This is a genomic window from Haloarcula sp. 1CSR25-25, from assembly GCF_032027985.1.
In the GTDB taxonomy this organism is placed as follows: Archaea; Halobacteriota; Halobacteria; order Halobacteriales; family Haloarculaceae; genus Haloarcula.
In genome coordinates this window covers 116176-134873 of the sequence record NZ_JAHYBW010000005.1, presented here as the reverse complement: position 1 = coordinate 134873, position 18698 = coordinate 116176, and the positions used below count along the sequence as shown (strand labels likewise).

The 18698-nt window shown below is 69.6% G+C and carries 21 protein-coding genes; 18 read left to right on the top strand and 3 right to left on the bottom strand.

Features of this window, described 5'->3' with window-relative positions; translation table 11 throughout:
- Positions 1 to 37 precede the first annotated feature (37 nt).
- From KZ498_RS15200 to KZ498_RS15140, 13 genes are all read left to right on the top strand, one after another.
- Positions 38 to 166, top strand: a complete 129-nt coding sequence (locus KZ498_RS15200) for a hypothetical protein (RefSeq protein WP_312619886.1) — start codon at positions 38 to 40, stop codon at positions 164 to 166.
- 90 nt (positions 167 to 256) lie between these two features.
- Complete coding sequence (locus tag KZ498_RS15195) at positions 257 to 784, top strand: hypothetical protein (protein ID WP_312619885.1); 528 nt, start codon at positions 257 to 259, stop codon at positions 782 to 784.
- Positions 781 to 1254 (top strand): hypothetical protein, encoded by a 474-nt coding sequence (locus KZ498_RS15190; protein WP_312619884.1) that lies wholly within the window; start codon positions 781 to 783, stop codon positions 1252 to 1254. Before KZ498_RS15195 ends, KZ498_RS15190 begins: the two co-directional genes overlap by 4 nt.
- On the top strand, positions 1247 to 3109 hold the full coding sequence (locus KZ498_RS15185; RefSeq protein ID WP_312619883.1) for an ATPase, T2SS/T4P/T4SS family: 1863 nt from the start codon (positions 1247 to 1249) through the stop codon (positions 3107 to 3109). Before KZ498_RS15190 ends, KZ498_RS15185 begins: the two co-directional genes overlap by 8 nt.
- Positions 3106 to 4839, top strand: coding sequence for a type II secretion system protein (locus KZ498_RS15180; protein WP_312619882.1), 1734 nt, complete (start codon positions 3106 to 3108; stop codon positions 4837 to 4839). The genes KZ498_RS15185 and KZ498_RS15180 overlap by 4 nt, the downstream gene beginning before the upstream one ends.
- Before the next feature lie 34 nt (positions 4840 to 4873).
- Positions 4874 to 5335, top strand: a complete 462-nt coding sequence (locus KZ498_RS15175; RefSeq protein ID WP_312619880.1) for a hypothetical protein — start codon at positions 4874 to 4876, stop codon at positions 5333 to 5335.
- A complete protein-coding gene (locus KZ498_RS15170) occupies positions 5316 to 5711 on the top strand; it encodes a hypothetical protein (RefSeq protein ID WP_312619879.1) in 396 nt (131 codons plus the stop codon). Before KZ498_RS15175 ends, KZ498_RS15170 begins: the two co-directional genes overlap by 20 nt.
- Positions 5708 to 6577, top strand: coding sequence for a hypothetical protein (locus tag KZ498_RS15165; RefSeq protein WP_312619878.1), 870 nt, complete (start codon positions 5708 to 5710; stop codon positions 6575 to 6577). Before KZ498_RS15170 ends, KZ498_RS15165 begins: the two co-directional genes overlap by 4 nt.
- On the top strand, positions 6565 to 9567 hold the full coding sequence (locus KZ498_RS15160) for a hypothetical protein (RefSeq protein WP_312619877.1): 3003 nt from the start codon (positions 6565 to 6567) through the stop codon (positions 9565 to 9567). The genes KZ498_RS15165 and KZ498_RS15160 overlap by 13 nt, the downstream gene beginning before the upstream one ends.
- 50 nt (positions 9568 to 9617) lie before the next feature.
- Complete coding sequence (locus KZ498_RS15155; RefSeq protein ID WP_312619876.1) at positions 9618 to 10046, top strand: DUF5791 family protein; 429 nt, start codon at positions 9618 to 9620, stop codon at positions 10044 to 10046.
- Positions 10043 to 10933, top strand: a complete 891-nt coding sequence (locus KZ498_RS15150; RefSeq protein WP_312619875.1) for an SDR family oxidoreductase — start codon at positions 10043 to 10045, stop codon at positions 10931 to 10933. The genes KZ498_RS15155 and KZ498_RS15150 overlap by 4 nt, the downstream gene beginning before the upstream one ends.
- Before the next feature lie 48 nt (positions 10934 to 10981).
- The gene (locus tag KZ498_RS15145) at positions 10982 to 12166 is read left to right on the top strand and encodes a DHHA1 domain-containing protein (protein WP_312619874.1); all 1185 of its coding nucleotides are present in this window, start codon (positions 10982 to 10984) and stop codon (positions 12164 to 12166) included.
- Positions 12167 to 12223: 57 nt separating this feature from the next.
- Entirely contained in the window at positions 12224 to 13309 is a 1086-nt protein-coding gene (locus KZ498_RS15140; RefSeq protein WP_312619873.1) for an aldo/keto reductase, read from the top strand.
- On the opposite strand, the gene KZ498_RS15135 is transcribed toward KZ498_RS15140, so the two are convergent.
- Positions 13310 to 13480, bottom strand: coding sequence for an HVO_0758 family zinc finger protein (locus KZ498_RS15135; RefSeq protein ID WP_312619872.1), 171 nt, complete (start codon positions 13478 to 13480; stop codon positions 13310 to 13312).
- Between the two features lie 119 nt (positions 13481 to 13599).
- Between KZ498_RS15135 and KZ498_RS15130 the strand changes: the two genes are divergently transcribed.
- From KZ498_RS15130 to KZ498_RS15110, 5 genes are all read left to right on the top strand, one after another.
- Entirely contained in the window at positions 13600 to 14736 is a 1137-nt protein-coding gene (locus KZ498_RS15130; RefSeq protein ID WP_312620154.1) for an MFS transporter, read from the top strand.
- Between the two features lie 32 nt (positions 14737 to 14768).
- Complete coding sequence (locus KZ498_RS15125; RefSeq protein ID WP_312619870.1) at positions 14769 to 15239, top strand: hypothetical protein; 471 nt, start codon at positions 14769 to 14771, stop codon at positions 15237 to 15239.
- Between the two features lie 152 nt (positions 15240 to 15391).
- A complete protein-coding gene (locus tag KZ498_RS15120; protein WP_312619868.1) occupies positions 15392 to 16012 on the top strand; it encodes a CoA pyrophosphatase in 621 nt (206 codons plus the stop codon).
- 59 nt (positions 16013 to 16071) lie between these two features.
- Positions 16072 to 16857, top strand: coding sequence for a luciferase (locus KZ498_RS15115; RefSeq protein ID WP_312619867.1), 786 nt, complete (start codon positions 16072 to 16074; stop codon positions 16855 to 16857).
- Positions 16858 to 17961 carry an FAD-dependent oxidoreductase gene (locus KZ498_RS15110; protein WP_312619866.1) on the top strand — a complete coding sequence of 368 codons (1104 nt, stop codon included), beginning with the start codon at positions 16858 to 16860 and terminating at the stop codon, positions 17959 to 17961.
- A gap of 30 nt (positions 17962 to 17991) precedes the next feature.
- Here KZ498_RS15110 and KZ498_RS15105 read toward each other — a convergent pair whose 3' ends face one another.
- A complete protein-coding gene (locus tag KZ498_RS15105) occupies positions 17992 to 18534 on the bottom strand; it encodes an Hsp20/alpha crystallin family protein (protein ID WP_312619865.1) in 543 nt (180 codons plus the stop codon).
- The gene (locus tag KZ498_RS15100; protein ID WP_312619864.1) at positions 18531 to 18689 is read right to left on the bottom strand and encodes a hypothetical protein; all 159 of its coding nucleotides are present in this window, start codon (positions 18687 to 18689) and stop codon (positions 18531 to 18533) included. The genes KZ498_RS15105 and KZ498_RS15100 overlap by 4 nt, the downstream gene beginning before the upstream one ends.
- Positions 18690 to 18698: the final 9 nt, after the last annotated feature.

Below are 18698 nucleotides of genomic sequence, written 5' to 3'. Positions count from 1 at the left end.
GCCAGCCGACGGAAACAACCTTCGGACGTCCACCACCTTGCCACCAACCGAATTCCTCTCTGCCGACGACGCGCTCTCCCCGGTCACAGTCGTCGCGCTGCTGATTCTGGCAACGCTGCTCGTTTCTATTGTCCTCGCGGTGTTTATCCTCGGCACGGGCGGGTGAGTCGGGGAGCGCAGCCGGGGGCGTGACGGAGACGCCTCCCGCAACACCGCCCCCGAGCGTTCAAGTACCAGCACGGGACAAGCGCCGGGCATGACAGATGTCGAGACGCTTGCGGAACGGCTTCAGACGATCGAACGCGCGGTCACGGACGGGACGACGGAGTTCCCGGAGGTGACGGAACTCGCGGAGATAGAGAACCGCATGGACACCGTCGAACAGCGTGTCGATAATCTCGACGAGCGGACGGCGGAACTCGAAGCGGCCACACAGGCCCTCCGCGGTTACGTGGGGAACATCCGTGCAGTGAACGAGGATGTCGAGCAGCGCGCCGACGCGGCGCTGGCGGCGACCGACCGACTGGAGGTGCGACTCGACGAGGCGCTGGCAGCCCGGTCGGCATCTGACCCGCCGGCAGCGGGGGCCGACCAGAAACGGACGGAGACAGCGCAGGCGTCTCCAGGCTCGTCGGACAGCGACGGCCACACAGGCCCGAGCGCCCCGACCGGCCTCGCGGCCGAGGAGCAGACCGATTTCTCCGCCATCACCGACGGCGGCGACCCTGACGACGGGGCGGACTCGGACGCGGGTGTGTTCGGACGCATCCGTGCGCTGCTGTGATATACCGGCTCGTGCTGGCTGTCGCGGTCACGACCGCACTGATCGGGGCGACGACCCCGGCGCTGTCGACAGCCCGAGCGGATGCCGCCGACGGTACGATGGAGCGGCAACTGGACGAACTGGCAGCCGAACTTGAGACGCTGATAGACACTGACGACGCGACCCCGGCCGGTGACGCACAACGCGTAGTGGAGGTACGACTGCCTGCGCGGACGCACACGAGCGCCGGCGTGGACCACCTCCGGTTCCGCGAGCGGGCCGGCGTCGGCGTCGCAACGTGGCGGGTCGAGTCCCGAGAGCGGACCGAGCGGCTGGTCGATATCCCGATCAGACCCCCAGCACCGGCCGGCCGGCTCGAAGAACCCGGCCCGCATCGACTCGTGTTCGTGTTGGCGCGGTCGGGCGGTCGGCGGGTGTTGACAGTCCATCGATTTAAGTCCGAAGCCGCGGCGAGGGGTGGCCATGCGTGAGTGGCTCTTCGGGACGTCGTCGGTATCGGACTGCCGCTGTGAGACGGCTGTCGAGGGTTCGCGACTGGTAGCGTCGGCGGACGACTGCCCGGGCAGCGGCAACCTCGCCGAGTCGGCCGCGTGCCGGGCGACAGTCATCGATTCGCTGTCGGCTTCCGGTGTCGAGACCGTCGTCACAGAACAGGCCGGACAGGAGCGGGTGTACGCCGACGGGGCCGCGGCGGTACTCACTGCTGCCGGCCGGTTCGTGACCAGAGTCGCCTCGCTGGACGAGCGACTCGCAGACCGTGCCCGCCGGGACCCCGTCGCCGGCGCGACGGAGGCAGTCGGTCGAGCGGGCCCGGCCGCCGACCTGGCTGCGGAGACCGGGCTGGCGGTCGCAACCGAGGGCTTTGACACCAGCGAGCAGGCGTTGCCCGCCTACACCGGGCCGATAATAAGTGACGCGCGTATCGGGACAGCGCCGCCGGCAGAAGCGTCGCTCCGAGACCAGCGGACGCTTTCGACGGATGCCGTCGTTCGGAGATACGACACGGCCACGGAGCGGTTGCCCGTCTACCACATCGAGCCACGGGAGCAGCGGTTCGACGCGGCGACGATGGAGAAACTCGTCACAGCGTACGAACGGGTTGCCAACGCCGCCGTCGACGGCGGCTATCACCCGTATGACGCAGCGAACGAGGTGGCCGACGACTGCACGACGGCGACCGCTGTCGGGGCCGTACTGGAGAAACACACCGGCGGCCTCGGCGTTCTCGACGACATCTTCGCGGATGAACGGGTGTCCGACGTGTTCGCGACGGCCCCCGTCAGTGACACGCGGCTCCACGTTCGCTGTGACGGCGAGCGGATGCGAACGAACGTCCGGCTGACGCCGTCGGGCGCGAGCGCGCTGGCGTCGACGTTCAGGCGGTCGAGCGGCCGGGCGTTCTCGCGAGCGAACCCCACGCTCGATGCGACGGCGACGGTGGCCGACCGACAGATCCGCGTCGCCGGCGTGAGCGAACCGGTCAGCGACGGCCTCGCCTTCGCGTTTCGCGCCCACGACAGCGACGCGTGGCGGCTGGCCGACCTAGTCGACAACGGGACGATGCCGGCCGCTGTCGCCGGTCTGCTCTCCGTCGTCGTGGAACGCGGCGGGGCCTGTCTCGTCGCCGGCCCCCGCGGCGCGGGCAAGACGACGACGCTCGGCGCGTTGCTCTGGGAGGTGCCCCGCAAGGTGCGAACCATCCTCATCGAGGACACGCCCGAGCTCCCGGCGTCGTCGCTCCAGGCCGTCGGTCGGGACGTTCAGGCGCTCCGGACCACCACAGGAGAGGGGGCCTCGGTCGACGCCACGGAGGCCCTGCGGACCGCGCTCCGACTCGGCGAGGGCGCACTCGCTGTCGGAGAAGTCCGCGGCGAGGAGGCCAGCGTTCTCTACGAGGCGATGCGCGTCGGCGGTGGCGACGGGGCCGTGCTCGGGACGATTCACGGCAGCGGCCCCGAGGCAGTTCGGGAGCGGCTGGTGTCGGACCTCGGTGTCCCGGTCCGGTCGTTCGGCGCGACGGACCTCGTCGTGACGCTGGCCCCGCCCGCGTCGAAACACGGCCGTGGCATCGCCTCCGTCGCGGAAATCGCCGTCCGGGGCGACGACGTCACCTCCGAGTTGCTCTACGAGCGCGACGGACCGACGGCGACCGCGACCGGCCGTCTCAAGCGGGGCAACAGCCGCCTGGTGGAGTCGCTTGCCACACCGGGCGAGTCCTACGCCGCGGTCCTCGATACGGTCGAGGCACGGGCCGAGCAGTTCGCCGAGTCCGAGCCTGTCGAGGACTCCTCCTGCAGGGCACCCACGGACGAGGTTCAACCGTGAACCACGCCAGCGGTTCGAACGAGTCCGGTGACGCCGCTGGCTCGCTGGCGGTCAAAGCGTTCACAACGGCCTACCCGGGAACCGCCGAGGTGCCCGACGGCTACCGGCGGGCGTGCCGACTGCTCTCGCTCCAAGTCCCGGCAGAGACAGTACTGACAGCCAGTTACGGCGTCGGGGTGTGTGGCTCCCTGCTCGCGGCGGTGGTCGTTTCGGTGGTGCACGGACCGGTAGCGACGGCCGTGGGCCTCGGACTCCTCGTCCTGTCCTTCTGTGTCACGACAGCAGGACGGTACGGCGTGCCGTTTGCCGCGGAGGCAAAGCGGATCCGAACGCTGGGGGCCGCGCCGTCGCTGGTCACGACGCTGGTGCTCGGTGCGACACTGTGGCCCAGCGCGGAACGGGCGGCGGCGTTCGCTGGACGGGTCGGGAGCGGCCTGCTCGCCGCCCGACTGGACCACCATCGACAGCGAGCCGCGGGCACGCCACGGAGCGGACTGGGGACGTTTGGGGCGGCCTGGAGCGCCCGGTTTCCGGCGCTCGAGCGTGCTGTAGGGCTGGTCGAGAACGCGACGACAGCCCCGGCCCAGGAGCGGCCTGAAGTCCTCGAACGGGCACGGAGATGCGTTCTCGAGGGGACGCGCGATGAGATGGCGGCGTTCGCGGCCTCGCTCCGTGGCCCGGCGACCGGCCTGTACGCGTTCGGCGTCCTCCTGCCGCTGGCGATGGCGTCGCTGTTGCCCGCCGCCGCTGCCGCGGGCGTGCCAGTGACCGCACCCACACTGACAGTGGTCTACGGAGTCGCGTTACCCACCGCGCTGCTGGTCGCCTGTTGCTGGCTGCTCGGACGGCGACCGGTCGCGTTCCCGACGACGACAGTCCCGCGGAGCCACCCGGACGTGCCGGCGACGGCGCTCCCCTCGGTCGCAGCCGGTATCGTCACCGCCGCCGGAGGGTGGCTACTCGCCGGCGTGGTCGTCGCCGAGTGGGCCGCCCCTCTCGGCGCGCTCGGAGCGGGCGTCGGGAGCGCGCTCGTGGTCTACTACCGACCGTTCACCGAGGTCCGAGATTACGCCACAGCCGTCGAAGCGGGCCTCCCGGACGCGCTGTCTGCCGTCGGTCGCCGTCTGGACCGCGGCCAGTCGGTCGAGGCGGCGCTCGTCGAGGCCGTCGACGAGACGCCCACGCCGACCAGCGCCGTCCTCGAATCCGCCGTCGCGAACCAGGACTGTCTCGGGACCAGCGTCGAGGGGGCGTTCCTGGGTCCAGGCGGCGCGCTCGCCGACGTTCCGAGCACCCGGACCCGGCAGGTGGCCAGGCTACTAGACACGGCTGCGACAATCGGACCTCCGGCAGGGGAGTCGGTGGCAACGATGGGTGAGCATCTGGACGCACTCCGGGCCATCGAGCGCGAGACGCGCCGTGACCTCTCGCAGATAACCGAGACACTGTCGAATACGGCCGCGCTGTTCGGCCCGCTGGTCGGCGGCGCAACCGTCGCGCTCGCCGGGTCGATGGGTGGCGGTGAGCAGTTCAGCACTGTTTCGAGCGCGCTGCTTGGGCCGGTCGTCGGCTGGTACGTTCTCGTCTTGGCTGTCCTGTTGACTGGGCTCTCGACGGGGCTTCACCGCGGACACGACCGCGCACTCGTGGGCTACCGCGCCGGCCTGGCGCTCCTGTCGGCCACGGCAACCTTCCTTGTCGCCGTCGTCGCCACCGGGCTGCTGGTCTGAGTCTTTAAGTTGGAGAACGCGGCCAGACCAGTCCATGTTCGAGACGCACGTCGACACGCTGTACCTCTGGGTCGGTCTGGGGACGGTGAGCGTGGCCGTCCTGGGGGTCGTCGTCGGCCTGCCGACGACCGCACCGCCAGCCGCCACGGAGACAGCGGCGACCATCGACGAGGTAACCACCAGCCCGCCCGGGTCCGTTGTACACCGGCGACTCGTCGCCGACGAGTGGTCGCTCGACGGCCGCGAACTCCGCCTTCGCAACGAGGGCGGAACAGCCACCGCGCGGTTGGTTCGAACGGTTGTTCCCGCGCGGACCGAGCGGCTCCGGGCAGTGCTGTCCGGAGCGCGTCCGCAAACAGTGTACGGGTCGTCAGAGGCGTTCCGCCGTGACGTCCGGAGGGCGCGGCACACGGATACGGCGTGGCGACCGGCCCCCGAACGACTGACGGCCAGGCACGTCGCCTGGGGAGGGACCGATGTCACCATCGTCGGATAGGGGAACAACCGAGCCCCTCGCCGCGCTCGTCGCCGTCGCCGCCGTCGGGCTCGGCCTGGCACTGTACGCCGGCGTGCTGGACGATGCGTTCGGGGCGCTTGACGACGACCGTAACATCGCCACGCCGACCACCGACGCAGTCGAACGGCGGCTCTCGACAGCAGGCATCGTTCAGCCCGAGCGGCTCGACGCAGCGCTGCAGGTAGTTCCCGCAGACTACCACGGGAACCTGACCATCGCAGCAACGACCGGTGAACGGTGGACTGCCGGCCGAGGACCACCCGGTGGAGTCGACACCGAGAGAAGAACGGTGAGCGTGCGAGTCGGTCCGGGGGCAGTCCGACGCGGAACGCTCACCGTACGGGTGTGGCGATGACCCGAGCGGTGAGCGCCGTCGCTGACGTGACGGTGTTTCTCCTGCTCGTTGGCGCGGCCGCGGGAGCCATCGCGGGTGGCGTCGGCGTCGAGAAGCCGGCGGCGACCACGAACCCTGCGGCGGCGCAGGCGTCGACGCTGGCGACGAGCACCGCGAGCGTCGAGTACGAGCTGGTCGTCCCGCCCGAGCGCCCCAAGCCGCCCGACCACGCCACGCGGCGACGGCGAACGAGTCACGGGACCGTCGCGGAACTGCTCGGTGAGGCGGCGATGAGCGGCATCACCGTCGACGGCGAGCGGCTGTCGAGGGCCGGCACGAACTTCGAGTCGAGAGTCGGTGTGATAACGCGAGAGAGACTCCACAGTCGGGGACACAGAACGGCCGTCCGCGTCACCTGGTCGCCGTATCCCGGTGCACCGGTCACCAGCGAGTGCCGCGTCGGTGACCGGCCGCCCGAGACCGTGGACGTTCGGGCTGCGACGGTGACGGTCCCGAGCGGGATGGAGAACGTCTCGGAACCGGCCCGGGAAGCGGCGAGGACGAGCGGCTACGACGGCGTGGCGACGGTCGTGGCCCAAAGCGTCGTCGACGGGCTGTTCCCGCCGGCCCAGTCCCGGTATGCCCTCCGGGGCGATTACCCGTCGGACGGGTTGATGGCGGCACGGTACGAGCGCATGGCCGACCTGACGGGGACCGCTGTCGCCGTTGAGCGACAATCGACGACCGAGATGGACCGCGACCTGACCGCGGCGCTCGCGGCCAGGCTTCGGACCGACATGCGGTCGCGGTACGACTCGCCAGCGGACGCTGCCAGAGCCGTCCGGACCAGCCGTGTTCGCGTGACCGTCAGGACGTGGTCGCCGTGAGAGACGACACCCGCGGCCGGGTTCCCTTTGCACTGCTGGGCGTCCTTCTGCTGGTGAGCAGTCTCACGCTGGCCCCGACGTTCGTTAGCGAACCGGCCCCGAGCGCGACGAGCGTCGAACGGGCGCTGAATCGGGCGACGGCGGAGACACAGGTCGCCGTGCGGGACGGGGTTGCGACGGCCGGTCGGCAGGCGGCGGCGAACCCGGTCGTCACACCCGCTAACACGCCGACTAGCCGGGTACTTAACGACTCGACGGCGTTCCGTGACTCGCTCAGAGTCCGCGCCTACCTCCGAGTCGCGGACCGGCTGTCGGTGGTCTCGGCCCGGAGCGGTGACGTGACTGTGAGCGCGAGGCTGCCGGCGGTCACGAACGCGAGCGATCTCCGGGCGGCGAAACACCGCGTCTCGATAGCACGTGCCGGGCCGAACGAGACCGCGATGCGCGCGACGGTCGAGGACGTCGTGCTCACAGTTCGGCGGCACGGGACGGTCGTCTCGACGCGCCGGATCTCGCCGACGGTCGTCGTCCCGACACAGGCGCTCATGCTCCACGACCAGGTGTCGACCTATCAGACGCGGCTGAACAACGGCCTGCACAGGTCGGGGTTGAGCCAGCGGATGACGGCCCGGCTGTACCCGATGGCGTGGGCGAGAGGGTATGCACAGTACGGTGGCGCGGGCATCGAGAACGTCGTCGCGAACCGGCACGTCTCGCTGGCGACGAACGGCGCGCTGCTCGGCGTCCAGCGGTCGACCTTCGGGCGGAGCGACCCTGCCGGTCGCCGCGCCCTGACCGAGGCGACAGCGATGACGGGTATCGAGGACCTGATTCGTGGTAGCCGGGGGACAGCTTACTCAAGCGCGGTACTGGACCGGGCCGAGTACAGACCGGTCAGTGAGACGCCGCCGCGTCCGAAATCCACGGCCGGTCCGGGTCCGGCGGACTCGATGACCGTCGGCGTCAACGAGACGGCTGACACCGCGTTCCGGACCGTCACTGAGCCATCGACACTCAACGAGACCCTGAGAGACGCGTACACCGTCGAGGTAGCGCTGGAAATCGACGAGCACCGCGTGGACGGCGGGCCGCCGGGAAAGCCGTCGTCGCCGGGTGCAGATTGGACGCTGGTCACCGACCGGACGACCACGTCCACGGAGGCGGTCGGAAACGCCAGTAGTGGCGTCACAGCGCCGGACGGCTGGCACGCGCTCGAGACGTTCGGCCGGACCGTCGAGCGCCGGTACACGCGGACCGCCGTCTGGCGGAACGGTACGGACCGACGACGCACCACCGCGTCGAGCACTGCACGCTATCGCGTGGCCGTCGCCGTCGTCGGCCGCCACCACGGGCGCTCCCCCGCACCGAACCGGACCATACGGACCGCACACGACGCCGGCGCGAGTCCGCTCAACGGGTCGAATCTCGCCGACGTGGGGCCGGCAGCGACGGTCCGGCTCGTCGGCGACGCCGGTGGTCGTGACCGCGTCGCGGAGCGAGTGGTCGACGACAGCCTGCATCGGACAGAAACGACAGTGACGGCCGACCGCCCACCCGGATTGCACGGCTGGGTGTACCGGGACCTGATGGACCTCCGGGCGTCGGTCCGCAACACGACCGTCACCGTCGAGCGGGGCCGCGTCGGTACTTTCGAGACGAACCCGCCGGCCGAACTCGGGAAGCGACTCACACGGCGTCGTCCCCGCCTCGCGGACGTGCCGGACACCTACAACAGCGCGGCCCAGAAGGCGCGCGTCGCGGCCCGGCTGGCCTATCTGAACGAGGTGTCGGGGGAGCTACGCAGGCAGTCGACGGCGCGGAACGACACCCGAGAGCGGGTCGACGCGCAGCTAAGAGAGCGCACAGAAGGGTCGCTACGGGACCTCAGGCGTGGGCTGACCGCCCGAGAGACGCGCGCCCCGCGGTCCCGCCCGGTGCCGGTCGGTCCGGCCGGCCCCGTCAGAACGCGGGTAGATACCCGGACCCCGTATCTGACGCTGGCCGAACTAGACGGGAGCCGGTATCGGGCCCTCGACGGACGCGAGCACCCGCTGGTCGCTCGCAACGTGAACGTGTTCACGGTCCCGTACGGGAACGCCGCCGACGCCGTTGCCGGCGGTGCGTTCGAATCGGCCGACAGGGTACGCCTCGCGACGGCGGCGAACACGCTCGCGGCCGCGAACGAGACCCTCGAAGGCGAGTCGAACGCCACGCTCGCCACGGAACGTGACGCTCTCCAGCGGGAAGTCAGGGAAGCAAACGAGGCGTTCACGGCCGAACTCCGGCAGGCAGTCCACCGGCAGGCAACCGCGGACGCTGAAGAGAGCAGCGCCATCGTGTCCGCGGCGAAGGCTGCGTGGGAGACCCCCGAGTCTCGGGCGCTGGCGCTGACGAACGGCTCCGCACACAGTCGGGTCGCTCGAATCGCCGGAGACCGGTTGAACCTCACGCGGGTCGAACGGGACCGGCTCCGCCTGGCGCTGCTCGCGGTCGACACACCGGCGACCAGGCCGACACGCGACTCGACGAGCGAGACGGCCGCCGCGGTGCGGTCCGTTGCGAAAGCCGAACTGAGCAACGCCCTGGCGAACGCCGGCGAACGGACGGCCCAGCAGGTCGCGACGAACCGACTCGGGACGGACAAACTGCCGGCGGGACTGCCGCTGGCACCGCCGGTTACCCCCTGGTACGCGACGGCAAACGTCTGGTGGGTCACTGTCGAAGGTGAGTACGCCAGGTTCGGCGTCTCCGCGAGCCACGGCCCGCCGAGCGACCCCGGCGCGCGAACCACCTACGCTCGTGACGGACACAACGTCACGCTCGACGTGGACGACGACGGCGTGCCCGAGCGACTGGGTACCGCTGACCGCGTCTCGTTCAGGGCGGAGACGGGCATCGTCGTCGTGGTGCCGCCCAAGCCACGCGGGGTCGGCGACAAGGACGGAACGGCCGTGGAGGAATCGAGCGGGTGGCCGGACGCCGGCACCTGAACTCGGACCGCATACCCGAAGTAAAATACCCCGGGACCGTACCGACGACCATGCTTCGAGGCGAGTTTCCGGACGCGGGCGAGCAGTTACCCGAAGAGTTACTTGCGGCCTACGGCACCGTCCTGGCCGAGACAGTCCAGACGGTCGGCGTCGAGGAGGTCGCCGCCGAGACCGGTCTTGACCGGGCGACTGTGGCGGCGTTCGCCGACGGCGATATCGCCGACCGGACGCTCGAGGAGGCGGTCTCGGTTCTTGCGACCGGGCCGAACCGTCCGGACGCCGACGCGTTGCAGGCCGAGGCCCAGGACATCCTCCTGATGGGGATGACGACGGCCGTGATGGACGTCGAATCGCTGGCCTCCGGCATCGACGACGAACTGGAGCCAAAGGAGATACAGCAGAAAATCGAGGGGCGCTACCCGGTGACACTCTCCGAGTACGCGCTCCTGCACAGCTACATCGAGGGGGCAACGCAGTGACGGAGCGCGTCGTAATCCTCGGCTGTGGGTACGTCGGCCTCGAACTCGGACGGCAGATGCGGGACGACCACGAGGTCGTGGGCGTCCGCCGGTCCGACGACGGTATCGCGGCTATCGAGGACGCCGGGTTCGAGGCGGTCCGCGCCGACGTGACCGACCCGGAGTCGCTGTCGGCGGTCCCGGACGCCGACTGGCTCGTCTTCGCCGCAAGCTCCGGCGGGAGAGGGGCCGAGGCCGCCCGCGAGGTGTACGTCGAGGGACTCCGGACGGCTATCGACCACTTCTGGTCGCGGGCCGACCCACCCGAGCGGCTGGTGTACACCTCAAGCACCGGCGTGTACGGCGACCACGACGGCGCGTGGGTCGACGAGGAGACGCCGCTGGACCCACAGACGGAAAAGACCGAGGTGCTGGCCGAAGCAGAGCGGGTCGCCCGCGAGCGCCCGGGAGAGCACGGTGGGCACGGCTCGGTCGCGCGCTTTGCCGGCCTGTATGGCCCGGACCGCTACCGGCTGGAGCGGTATCTGGAGGGGCCGGTGACCGCCGGCTACCTGAACATGGTCCACCGAGCCGATGCGGCCGGCGCCGTGTGCCACCTGCTGACGGAGAACCACCGCGAGGACGTCGTGCTGGTCGTCGACGACGAACCCGTCGAGAAGTGGGCGTTCGCCGACTGGCTGGCCGAACAGTGCGACGTCCCGTTCCCGCCGAAACAGACGACCGAGGAACGGCTCGCCGACGACAGCCTCTCGGAGACGGCGAAGCGCCGCATCCAGACGAGCAAGCGATGCTCGAACGACCGCCTCCGGGAACTGGGCTATGAGTTCGAGTACCCGACGTTCCGGGAAGGGTACCGCAACGCCGTCCGAAACTACCGGCAAAATTGACGATATCGAGGCGAACTTTATTATTCACAGGCTGGTGAACAGCGTGGTATGACACGCGTTGCCGCTGGCGGGCTGCAGGTCGACGCCGCCGCGGCGTACGGAAGCGAGAACCCCCTGCTGGTCGCTGGTGTCGTTGTGGTGCTTCTCGCCCTCCTCGGTGGCGGTGTCTGGCTGCGTCGGTATCTCAGTCGGACGCCCGGTGATCGGCTGCGTAAGGTGCTGACAGACTACGACCGGATCGGGGTGTTGATGCACCCGAACCCGGACCCGGACGCGATGGCCTCTGCCCTGGCTGTCAACCAACTCGTCGCTGGCACCGACACCGCAGCATCGCTGCTGTACTCCGGAGAGATACGCCGCCCGGAGAACCGGGCCTTCCAGACTGTTCTGGACCTGGATTTCGACCACATCGAGACCGTCGAGGACATCGACACGGACGCAATCGTCCTCGTCGACCACAACACGGCACGCGGCTTCCCCGGTGCCGGGGAGATCGAGCCGGTCGCCGTCATCGATCACCACCCCGGCGACGGCACCGGCGCGGAGTTCACCGACGTACGGTCCGACTACGGGGCCTGTGCGACCATCTTCGCGAGCTATTTCAATCAGCTAGAGTTCGAGTTCAGCGACACGCAGGGGGCCGGGAGTATCGATATCGACGCGACACCGGCAGAAAGTATCCCATGTGCGCTCGCGACGGGACTGATGTACGGTATCCAGTCGGACACCCGGTCGCTGACCAACGGCTGTCAGTCCGAGGACTTCGCGGCCGCCGCGTTTCTCTACGAGGGGATGGATAGCGACCTGCTCAACCGCGTCGCGAACCCCCAGGTCGACGCCGAAGTGCTCGACGTGAAATCCCGGGCCATCGGGAGCCGGGAGGTGCGAGCGCCCTACGCGTTCAGCGACGTGGGCGAGGTGTCGAACACGGACGCGATTCCACAGGCCGCGGACGAACTGGAGACGCTGGAAGGCGTCTCGGCGGTCGTCGTCATCGGCGAGAAGGATGGGACAATTCGAATCGCCGGGCGCTCGCGGGACGACCGCGTCCACATCGGCCGGGCGATAGAGGCCGTCGTCGACGATATCCCGATGGCGGAGGGCGGCGGCCACGCCCGGATGGGCGGCGGTAAGGTCCCGATCGAGCACATGGCCGGCCTCGGCCCCAGCGACGGCGTCTCCCGGGAAGACTTCCGCGAGCGGGTGTTCGACGCCATGAGCGGCGAACTGTAACGGTCGCCGACCGCAGTGAATCTCTGTCCTTTTGTCACTGCCCGACCTACGGTCGGTATGGCCACACGGGAGGCGACCTGGGCGTACCGGGACGACCACGACGAGTTCGCGCGGACGTTCTACCGGCGGTTCGGCGACGGCGTCGTCTCCAGTATCGGCATCGGCACGTACCTCGGCGACCCGACCGACCAGCGGGACGCGAGCTACCACGACGCCATCGTCACGGCGCTCGAATCCGGCGTCAACCTCGTCGACACGGCGATAAACTACCGCCACCAGCGCTCCGAGCGCGTCGTCGGGGACGCCGTCGCGGAGGCCGACGTTGACCGCGAGGCAATCGCCGTTGCGACGAAGGGCGGCTTCGTCCCGTTCGACGGGGAGCGACCGGCGGACCCCGGCGCGTTCGTCCGGTCGGAGTACCTCGACACCGGCATCGTCGACCGCGAGGACCTCGTTGCCGGCCAGCACTGCATCGCGCCCGACTACATCGACGACCAGCTCGACCGTTCGCTCACGAACCTCGGACTGGACACCGTCGACCTCTACTACGTCCACAATCCGGAGACCCAACTGAAATCCAAGGCCCGTGAGGCGGTGTACGACCAGCTGGAGGCGACCTTCGAGCGGCTAGAGGAACGAGCGGCGGCCGGCGACATCAACCACTACGGTGTCGCGACGTGGGAGGCGTTCCGCGTGGCCGCCGACCACGACAGCTACCTCTCGCTCCCAGCGGTCGTCGAGCGCGCACGCGCCGCGGCCGAGACGGTCGGTAACGCGGCGACGCACCTCCGCGCGATTCAACTGCCGTTCAACGTCGCGATGGCCGACGCGTTCACGGTCAGATCCCACGACGGCGCGGAGGGACCACAGTCGGCGCTGTGGTTCGCTCACGAGGCCGGGCTGGACGTGTTCACCAGCGCCTCGTTAATGCAGGGGAAGCTGGCCGCCGAACTGCCCGACGACGTAGCGGCGAAGCTCTCGGGCGAGACGAGCGCGCAGCGCGCCATCAACTTCGCACGCAGCGCGCCGGGCGTGACCTGTTCGCTGGTCGGTACGGGCTCGGTCGAGCACGCTCGCGAGAACGTCGATGCGGGTCGGTACGAGCCGCTCGGCGCGGACGCGTTCGACGCCGTCTTCGAGTAGCTAGCCGAGCTCCTTCCACTCGTTGCCACACTCCGGGCAGACGCGGACCTTTCCGACTTCGTCCGGGTCGTTGTCCGTCGAGAGCGGCTCGTCGCAGCTGGTACAGGAGAGCCGTCCGTAGTTGTCCTTCTCGACGTCGCCGGCCCGGAGGGCCTTCCTCACTGAGTCCATACCTGCCAGTGTGCTACCCGCGTGTAAAAACCCCGTGGCGGCGTTCCGGAACGTTGTTCAGGTTCTCCGACCTATCGCCGGTCGTGTCCCGCCGCCGCGTCTTCGGATCGCTGCTGGGGATGGTGTTCTGCATCAACCTCGCCAGAGTCGTCTTTGCACCCCTCATCGAACCGATCCGGGCGACGACGGGGGCGTCCGACGCGACGCTCGGGCTGCTCGCGACGATGGTCTGGGCCGGGAGCGCACTCCCACGGCTGCCCACCGGCGTCCTGCTGACCCGGGTATCGAGGGCCAAAGTCATCTTCGGCTCCGGCGTCGTGTTGACCGTTGGAACGACGTTCACCGCCCTCGCGTTCGACCCGACGCTGTTGCTCGTCGGCGCGTTCGCCATGGGGCTTGCAAGCGGCGTCTACCTGACCGCGGCGAACACGCTGGTCAGCGAGCTGTATCCGGGCCGGCCCGGCCGCGCGCTCGGGCAACACGGCGTCGCCGCCCAGCTCGCCGCTGTCGGCGCGCCGGCGCTGATATCGTTCGTGCTCATCGTCGGAACGTGGCGGACCGCCCTCCAGGGGATAGCGGTCGCCGCGGGACTGGTGACCCTCGCGTTCACCGTCGTCGCGAGCCGCTCTTCCCTGCCCGACGCCGGGAGCGAAGACAGCGACCTGCTCGGTGCGGCGCGCGCCCAGTGGCACATCATCGTCACCAGCGTCGCCACCATCGGCGTCGCGGGACTGGTCTGGAACGGGCTGTTCAACTTCTATGTCACCTACGCTACGAGCGTCGGCCTGTCCGCGGGGTCGGGCCGGACGCTGCTGTTGCTCGCGTTCGGCGCGGGCGTGCCGGCCTTCTACGTCAGTGGTCACCTGGCGGACCGGCTCCCGTCGATTCCGTACCTCCTGGCGATTCTGGCGGCTTTTACCGGCTGCGTGCTGGTGTTGCCGTCGCTGACCGGGTTCTGGTCGCTAGCGGCGTTCAGCGTCGTCGTCGGCTACATCATCCACAGCATCTTCCCGGCGGTGGACGCGTACCTGCTCGGCTCGCTCCCGGACCGCCACCGCGCGAGCGCCTACGCCACCTACGGCGCGGGAATGATGGTGATGCAGGCCCCCGGAAGCGCGCTCGTCGGGAGCCTGCTGGACGCCGGCGTCACGTTTCCGACGCTGCTTCGCGGCATGGGCATCGCGTTGCTCCTCGTCCTCGTTGCGATGGTCTCGCTGCACCTCGACGGCCGGCTGCCGAGCGCAGCCCGAGCCTAAAGGCTGAAGCCGCTCGGCACCGCGTCACCTGTATGGACCTGCCACCGGACGAGCTGGCCGGCGTCGTCGACCTCTTCGGCTCGCTCACCAGGGCGGAACTCGCCGACGCCTGTGGCGAACTCGCGTTCAAGCGGGGCGTCGACGCCGCCCCGGACGCGACCACGGCGGCCATCGACGACGCGATCGACTCGTACCATCTCGTCGCCGTCGACGACCACGCCGCCGCCACCGACGAGACGCTGCTGGTAGTGGGCCCGGTCGCGTTCCCGGCCCTGCCCGACGGCGCGGCCGACCTCCCGCACATCATGGACGTACCGGCCCGCGACATCTCGCGCGACGCCGTAATAGAGGCCGTCAAGTCCCGCTTCCGAGAGGACGCGGTGATGGCCGTCAAGAACGACGACGAGGACCGCGTCGCGGCACTGCTCGACGTGAGCTACGACATCGAAGCCTGGGAGAGCGTGGAGATGGACGGCCTCCGGGACCGGCTCGACGACGTGTAGGGGCCGGCCAGAAACGCGACTTCGAACGTCTGCTATCGGACGAATACGGTCCCGAACAGCCAGAAAAGAACGGCAGGCGCTCTGTCAGTAAATCGAACACTTCACAGGAGTGAGCCACCCGAATTAAGACGGCCCGTCACCTACCATGGGCCATGCAGTTTGACCGGGTAGCGGCCCACGAGCCAGTCGTCGTGGACGACGAGCCACAGGAGGCGGCCGTCATCGCCCCGGTCGTCACGCGGCCCGAGGGCGAAGCGGTACTGTTTACGAAACGCGCGGACCACCTGTCGGACCACCCCGGACAGATGTCGTTCCCCGGCGGCGGCCGCGAACCCGAAGACGATGACCTGTTGCAGACGGCGCTCCGGGAGGCCAACGAGGAGATCGGGCTCGACCCGATGGCGGTCAACGTCGTCGGGCGGCTGGACGACATCAGAACCATCACGCACTACTCCGTGCGCCCGTTCGTCGGGCGGATTCCGGACCGGGACTATCTGCCCTCGGACGAGGAGGTCGCGGAGATAGTCACCCTGCCGGTGTCGGAGCTGACGGACCTGGACAACTACGAGTCCGAGCACCGCGACCACCCACACTACGGCGAGATTCGGCTCCATTTCTTCTACGCTGACGGCTACACCGTCTGGGGCGCGACGGCGCGGATGCTCGTCCAGTTGCTCGAGCTCTCGACCGACTGGCGGATGCCGCCCGAGCCCGACCGGTACATGGGGCCGGACGACGACCTGCCGCCGAGCGTCCGCGACGAGGTCGAGTAAGCCGGCTGCGACCGAGAGCGACAGGATTTTGCGACCCCGTGGCGTTTTTGGCGTACTGGATGACCACGCTTACCGGTGTGACACTGGCGGATGCCGGCATCGACGCGGTGGCGCTCAAGCCGACAGAAGTGGACGTGTCGCGGGCGACGGATCTGGACGTGGAGACGCTCGCAATCGATTACGAGGGAGCGGCCCACGTCCCGGACGCCGAGACCATCGGACAATTGGTGTCGACCGCCGACGTACGCGTCACCACGCCGGTCCGGGCGGACGGCTTCGACCCGCTGGGCGACGACAGCGGGGTCGACGCGCTACCGGCGAGTGCGGGGCGCGTACTGGTCGCCGGCCACAGCGCGTATCTCTCCGAGGAGGAGACCGCGCGGGCCATCGCACCGCGGTTGCAGGCGGCCGTCGACGATGACAGCGACCCCTGGGTCGGCACCGAGGGCATCGAGCGCCTCGCGCTGGCGGTCGGCGGCACGCAGTACGAACTCCTCTCCCGGACGACGGCCCGCGACGTGCAGACGCTCCGGACGGCCGGCTTCGAGGGAGGGATTGCCGTCTACGCCCCGGTCGTACTCTCCAACAGCGAGGACGCGATGCTCGATGCCGTCGGCGACTACGCGGGCCGGCGGGGCCCGGTCCGGAACGCACTGCCCGAGGGCGCGCCGACGGACAGCCGGGCCACGGGCCGGGCCAGAGACGTCCTCGAACAGGCCATCCGCGACTACGCGCTCGTCGGCTCCGTCGAGACGGTCGCCGAGCGAACCGCGCGGCTCCACGACATCGGCGTCGACACTGTCGTCGGCTACCCGGCGCGTGGACTCGACCCCTTCCTCTCGTAAATGAATATCGCCGTCGTCGGCGGCGGGGCCGTCGGCCTGTCGACCGCGCTGGCGCTGGTCCGCCGCGACGCGTCGGTGACGGTGTTCGAACGAGACGCCCTCGGCAGCGGTGCGAGCGGCCGCGCGGCCGGCCTCTGCTACGACGCCTTCGCCGACGACGTGGACGCCGCCGTCGCTGCGGACGCGCTCGCTCGCTACCGCGACCTGGACCTGTTCGAGCCACAGCCATACGTCTGGGTCGCCCGCGACGGGAGCGACGCCACGGCTGTCCGCGAGCAGATCGCGGGGATGCAGCGAAACGGCGTGGCAGTCGAGGCGCTCACGCCGGTGGCACTCGGCGACCGCTACCCCGCGCTGGACACCAGCGGTATCGAGGCGGCCGGTCTCGCCCGCGACGCCGGCGTGCTCGACCCGGACGCGGTGGTGGCGACGCTCGCCGAGGAGGCCCGGGCGGACGGCGCAACCATCGAGACGGGAACCCCAGTGTCGCTCTCGTCGCCGACGACCGTCGAGACGCCGGCGGAGACGCGGACGTTCGACGCGGTAGTCGTCGCGGCGGGCCCGGAGACGAAGCCCCTGGTCGCAGATGTCGGCGTCTCGCTGGCGCTGAAAGCCTACCGGGCACAGGCACTCGTAACCGACCCGGTCGACGCCGCCCTGCCGTCGTTTTACGACGCGACGCGGGAGTTCTACTGGCGGCCGAAAGGCGACGCGCTGCTGGTCGGCGACGGTGCACACGAGGTCGACCCGACGGACTGGACCTCAGCGGCGGACGCCGAGTTCGTCACGCGGAGCCTCGACCGCGTCGGCCAGGCGACGGCGCTCACGCCAGCGTCCGACCGGGCCTGGGCCGGCCTGTGTACCGCAACGCCGGACGGCGCGCCGCTGGCCGGGCACGTCGCCGACGGGCTCTGGGTGGCCACCGGCTGGCAGGGCCACGGGCTCATGCGCGCGCCAGCGATGGGCGACTATCTCGCGGCGGCCGTGCTCGACCGCCAGAATCCGCTCTCAGAACATCTCCCCGACCGCGTCGACCCGACGCGGTTCGACGGCTCCGAGACGTTCGCCGCGCTGGACGACCCGACCCGCGACTGGGACGGGTGAATACGCTGTCAGAATTTGTAAACGGGCCGTTTAGGCGTCTTCATCTTCGTCGCCTGGTTCGGCCACGTCATCGTCTTCGCCCTCGTCGGCCGTTTCGGCCACGTCTTTGACGTCGGCCGTGCCGCTGTCCGCATCTGCGTCCGTCCCGCTGTGGTCGGTTTCGACCCCGACGTCCGTCGCGTCGTCCTCGTCGTGGTCCGCCTCGACCTTCGGGACGCGGACGTACAGCGTGCCGTTGCTCTTGAGCGTGGCCTGGGCCGTCTCCGGGTCGACGGCGGCATCGCTCGGAAGAGTGACACTCCCGTCGAGTGCGAGCCCGCGACCGGGGTAGCGCATCTCGAAGCCCTCGTAGAAGTCACGGAAGCGGTCGATGCGGACCTCCACGCGGTCCTCGACGTACCGGACCTGGATGTCCGACGCCGTCGTGCCGGGCGCGTCGAAGACGACGAGATAGGCGTCTTCGGACTCCAGCAGGTCCGAGGGCAGCGGCTTGTTCTCCTGGACCCGACCGGCGGCCCGGCCGATGTTCTCGAAGATAGCGTCGCTGATAGAGGAGCCGATATCCCGCATCATAGTTCCACTTCGTCGAGGCAGTCCGTCCCGCCGCAGTACGGGCAGGAGAACGCCGCGAGTTCGACATCATCCGGCATATCGTACGTGTAGTGCAGCTCGAACATATCGAGTTCGCAGCTGTCGTCCGTGCAGACGACTTCCATAGTGGCTGGCATACTATTCCG

What these genes read in the sequence shown, in the direction of transcription:
- KZ498_RS15195 (WP_312619885.1), top strand. Translation starts at nt 257, where the DNA reads ATGACAGATGTCGAGACGCTTGCGGAACGGCTTCAGACGATCGAACGC.
- KZ498_RS15185 (WP_312619883.1), top strand. Translation starts at nt 1,247, where the DNA reads ATGCGTGAGTGGCTCTTCGGGACGTCGTCGGTATCGGACTGCCGCTGT.
- KZ498_RS15175 (WP_312619880.1), top strand. Translation starts at nt 4,874, where the DNA reads ATGTTCGAGACGCACGTCGACACGCTGTACCTCTGGGTCGGTCTGGGG.
- KZ498_RS15170 (WP_312619879.1), top strand. Translation starts at nt 5,316, where the DNA reads ATGTCACCATCGTCGGATAGGGGAACAACCGAGCCCCTCGCCGCGCTC.
- KZ498_RS15165 (WP_312619878.1), top strand. Translation starts at nt 5,708, where the DNA reads ATGACCCGAGCGGTGAGCGCCGTCGCTGACGTGACGGTGTTTCTCCTG.
- KZ498_RS15155 (WP_312619876.1), top strand. Translation starts at nt 9,618, where the DNA reads ATGCTTCGAGGCGAGTTTCCGGACGCGGGCGAGCAGTTACCCGAAGAG.
- KZ498_RS15145 (WP_312619874.1), top strand. Translation starts at nt 10,982, where the DNA reads ATGACACGCGTTGCCGCTGGCGGGCTGCAGGTCGACGCCGCCGCGGCG.
- KZ498_RS15140 (WP_312619873.1), top strand. Translation starts at nt 12,224, where the DNA reads ATGGCCACACGGGAGGCGACCTGGGCGTACCGGGACGACCACGACGAG.
- KZ498_RS15135 (WP_312619872.1), bottom strand. Translation starts at nt 13,480, where the DNA reads ATGGACTCAGTGAGGAAGGCCCTCCGGGCCGGCGACGTCGAGAAGGAC.
- KZ498_RS15130 (WP_312620154.1), top strand. Translation starts at nt 13,600, where the DNA reads ATGGTGTTCTGCATCAACCTCGCCAGAGTCGTCTTTGCACCCCTCATC.
- KZ498_RS15125 (WP_312619870.1), top strand. Translation starts at nt 14,769, where the DNA reads ATGGACCTGCCACCGGACGAGCTGGCCGGCGTCGTCGACCTCTTCGGC.
- KZ498_RS15120 (WP_312619868.1), top strand. Translation starts at nt 15,392, where the DNA reads ATGCAGTTTGACCGGGTAGCGGCCCACGAGCCAGTCGTCGTGGACGAC.
- KZ498_RS15115 (WP_312619867.1), top strand. Translation starts at nt 16,072, where the DNA reads ATGACCACGCTTACCGGTGTGACACTGGCGGATGCCGGCATCGACGCG.
- KZ498_RS15110 (WP_312619866.1), top strand. Translation starts at nt 16,858, where the DNA reads ATGAATATCGCCGTCGTCGGCGGCGGGGCCGTCGGCCTGTCGACCGCG.
- KZ498_RS15105 (WP_312619865.1), bottom strand. Translation starts at nt 18,534, where the DNA reads ATGATGCGGGATATCGGCTCCTCTATCAGCGACGCTATCTTCGAGAAC.
- KZ498_RS15100 (WP_312619864.1), bottom strand. Translation starts at nt 18,689, where the DNA reads ATGCCAGCCACTATGGAAGTCGTCTGCACGGACGACAGCTGCGAACTC.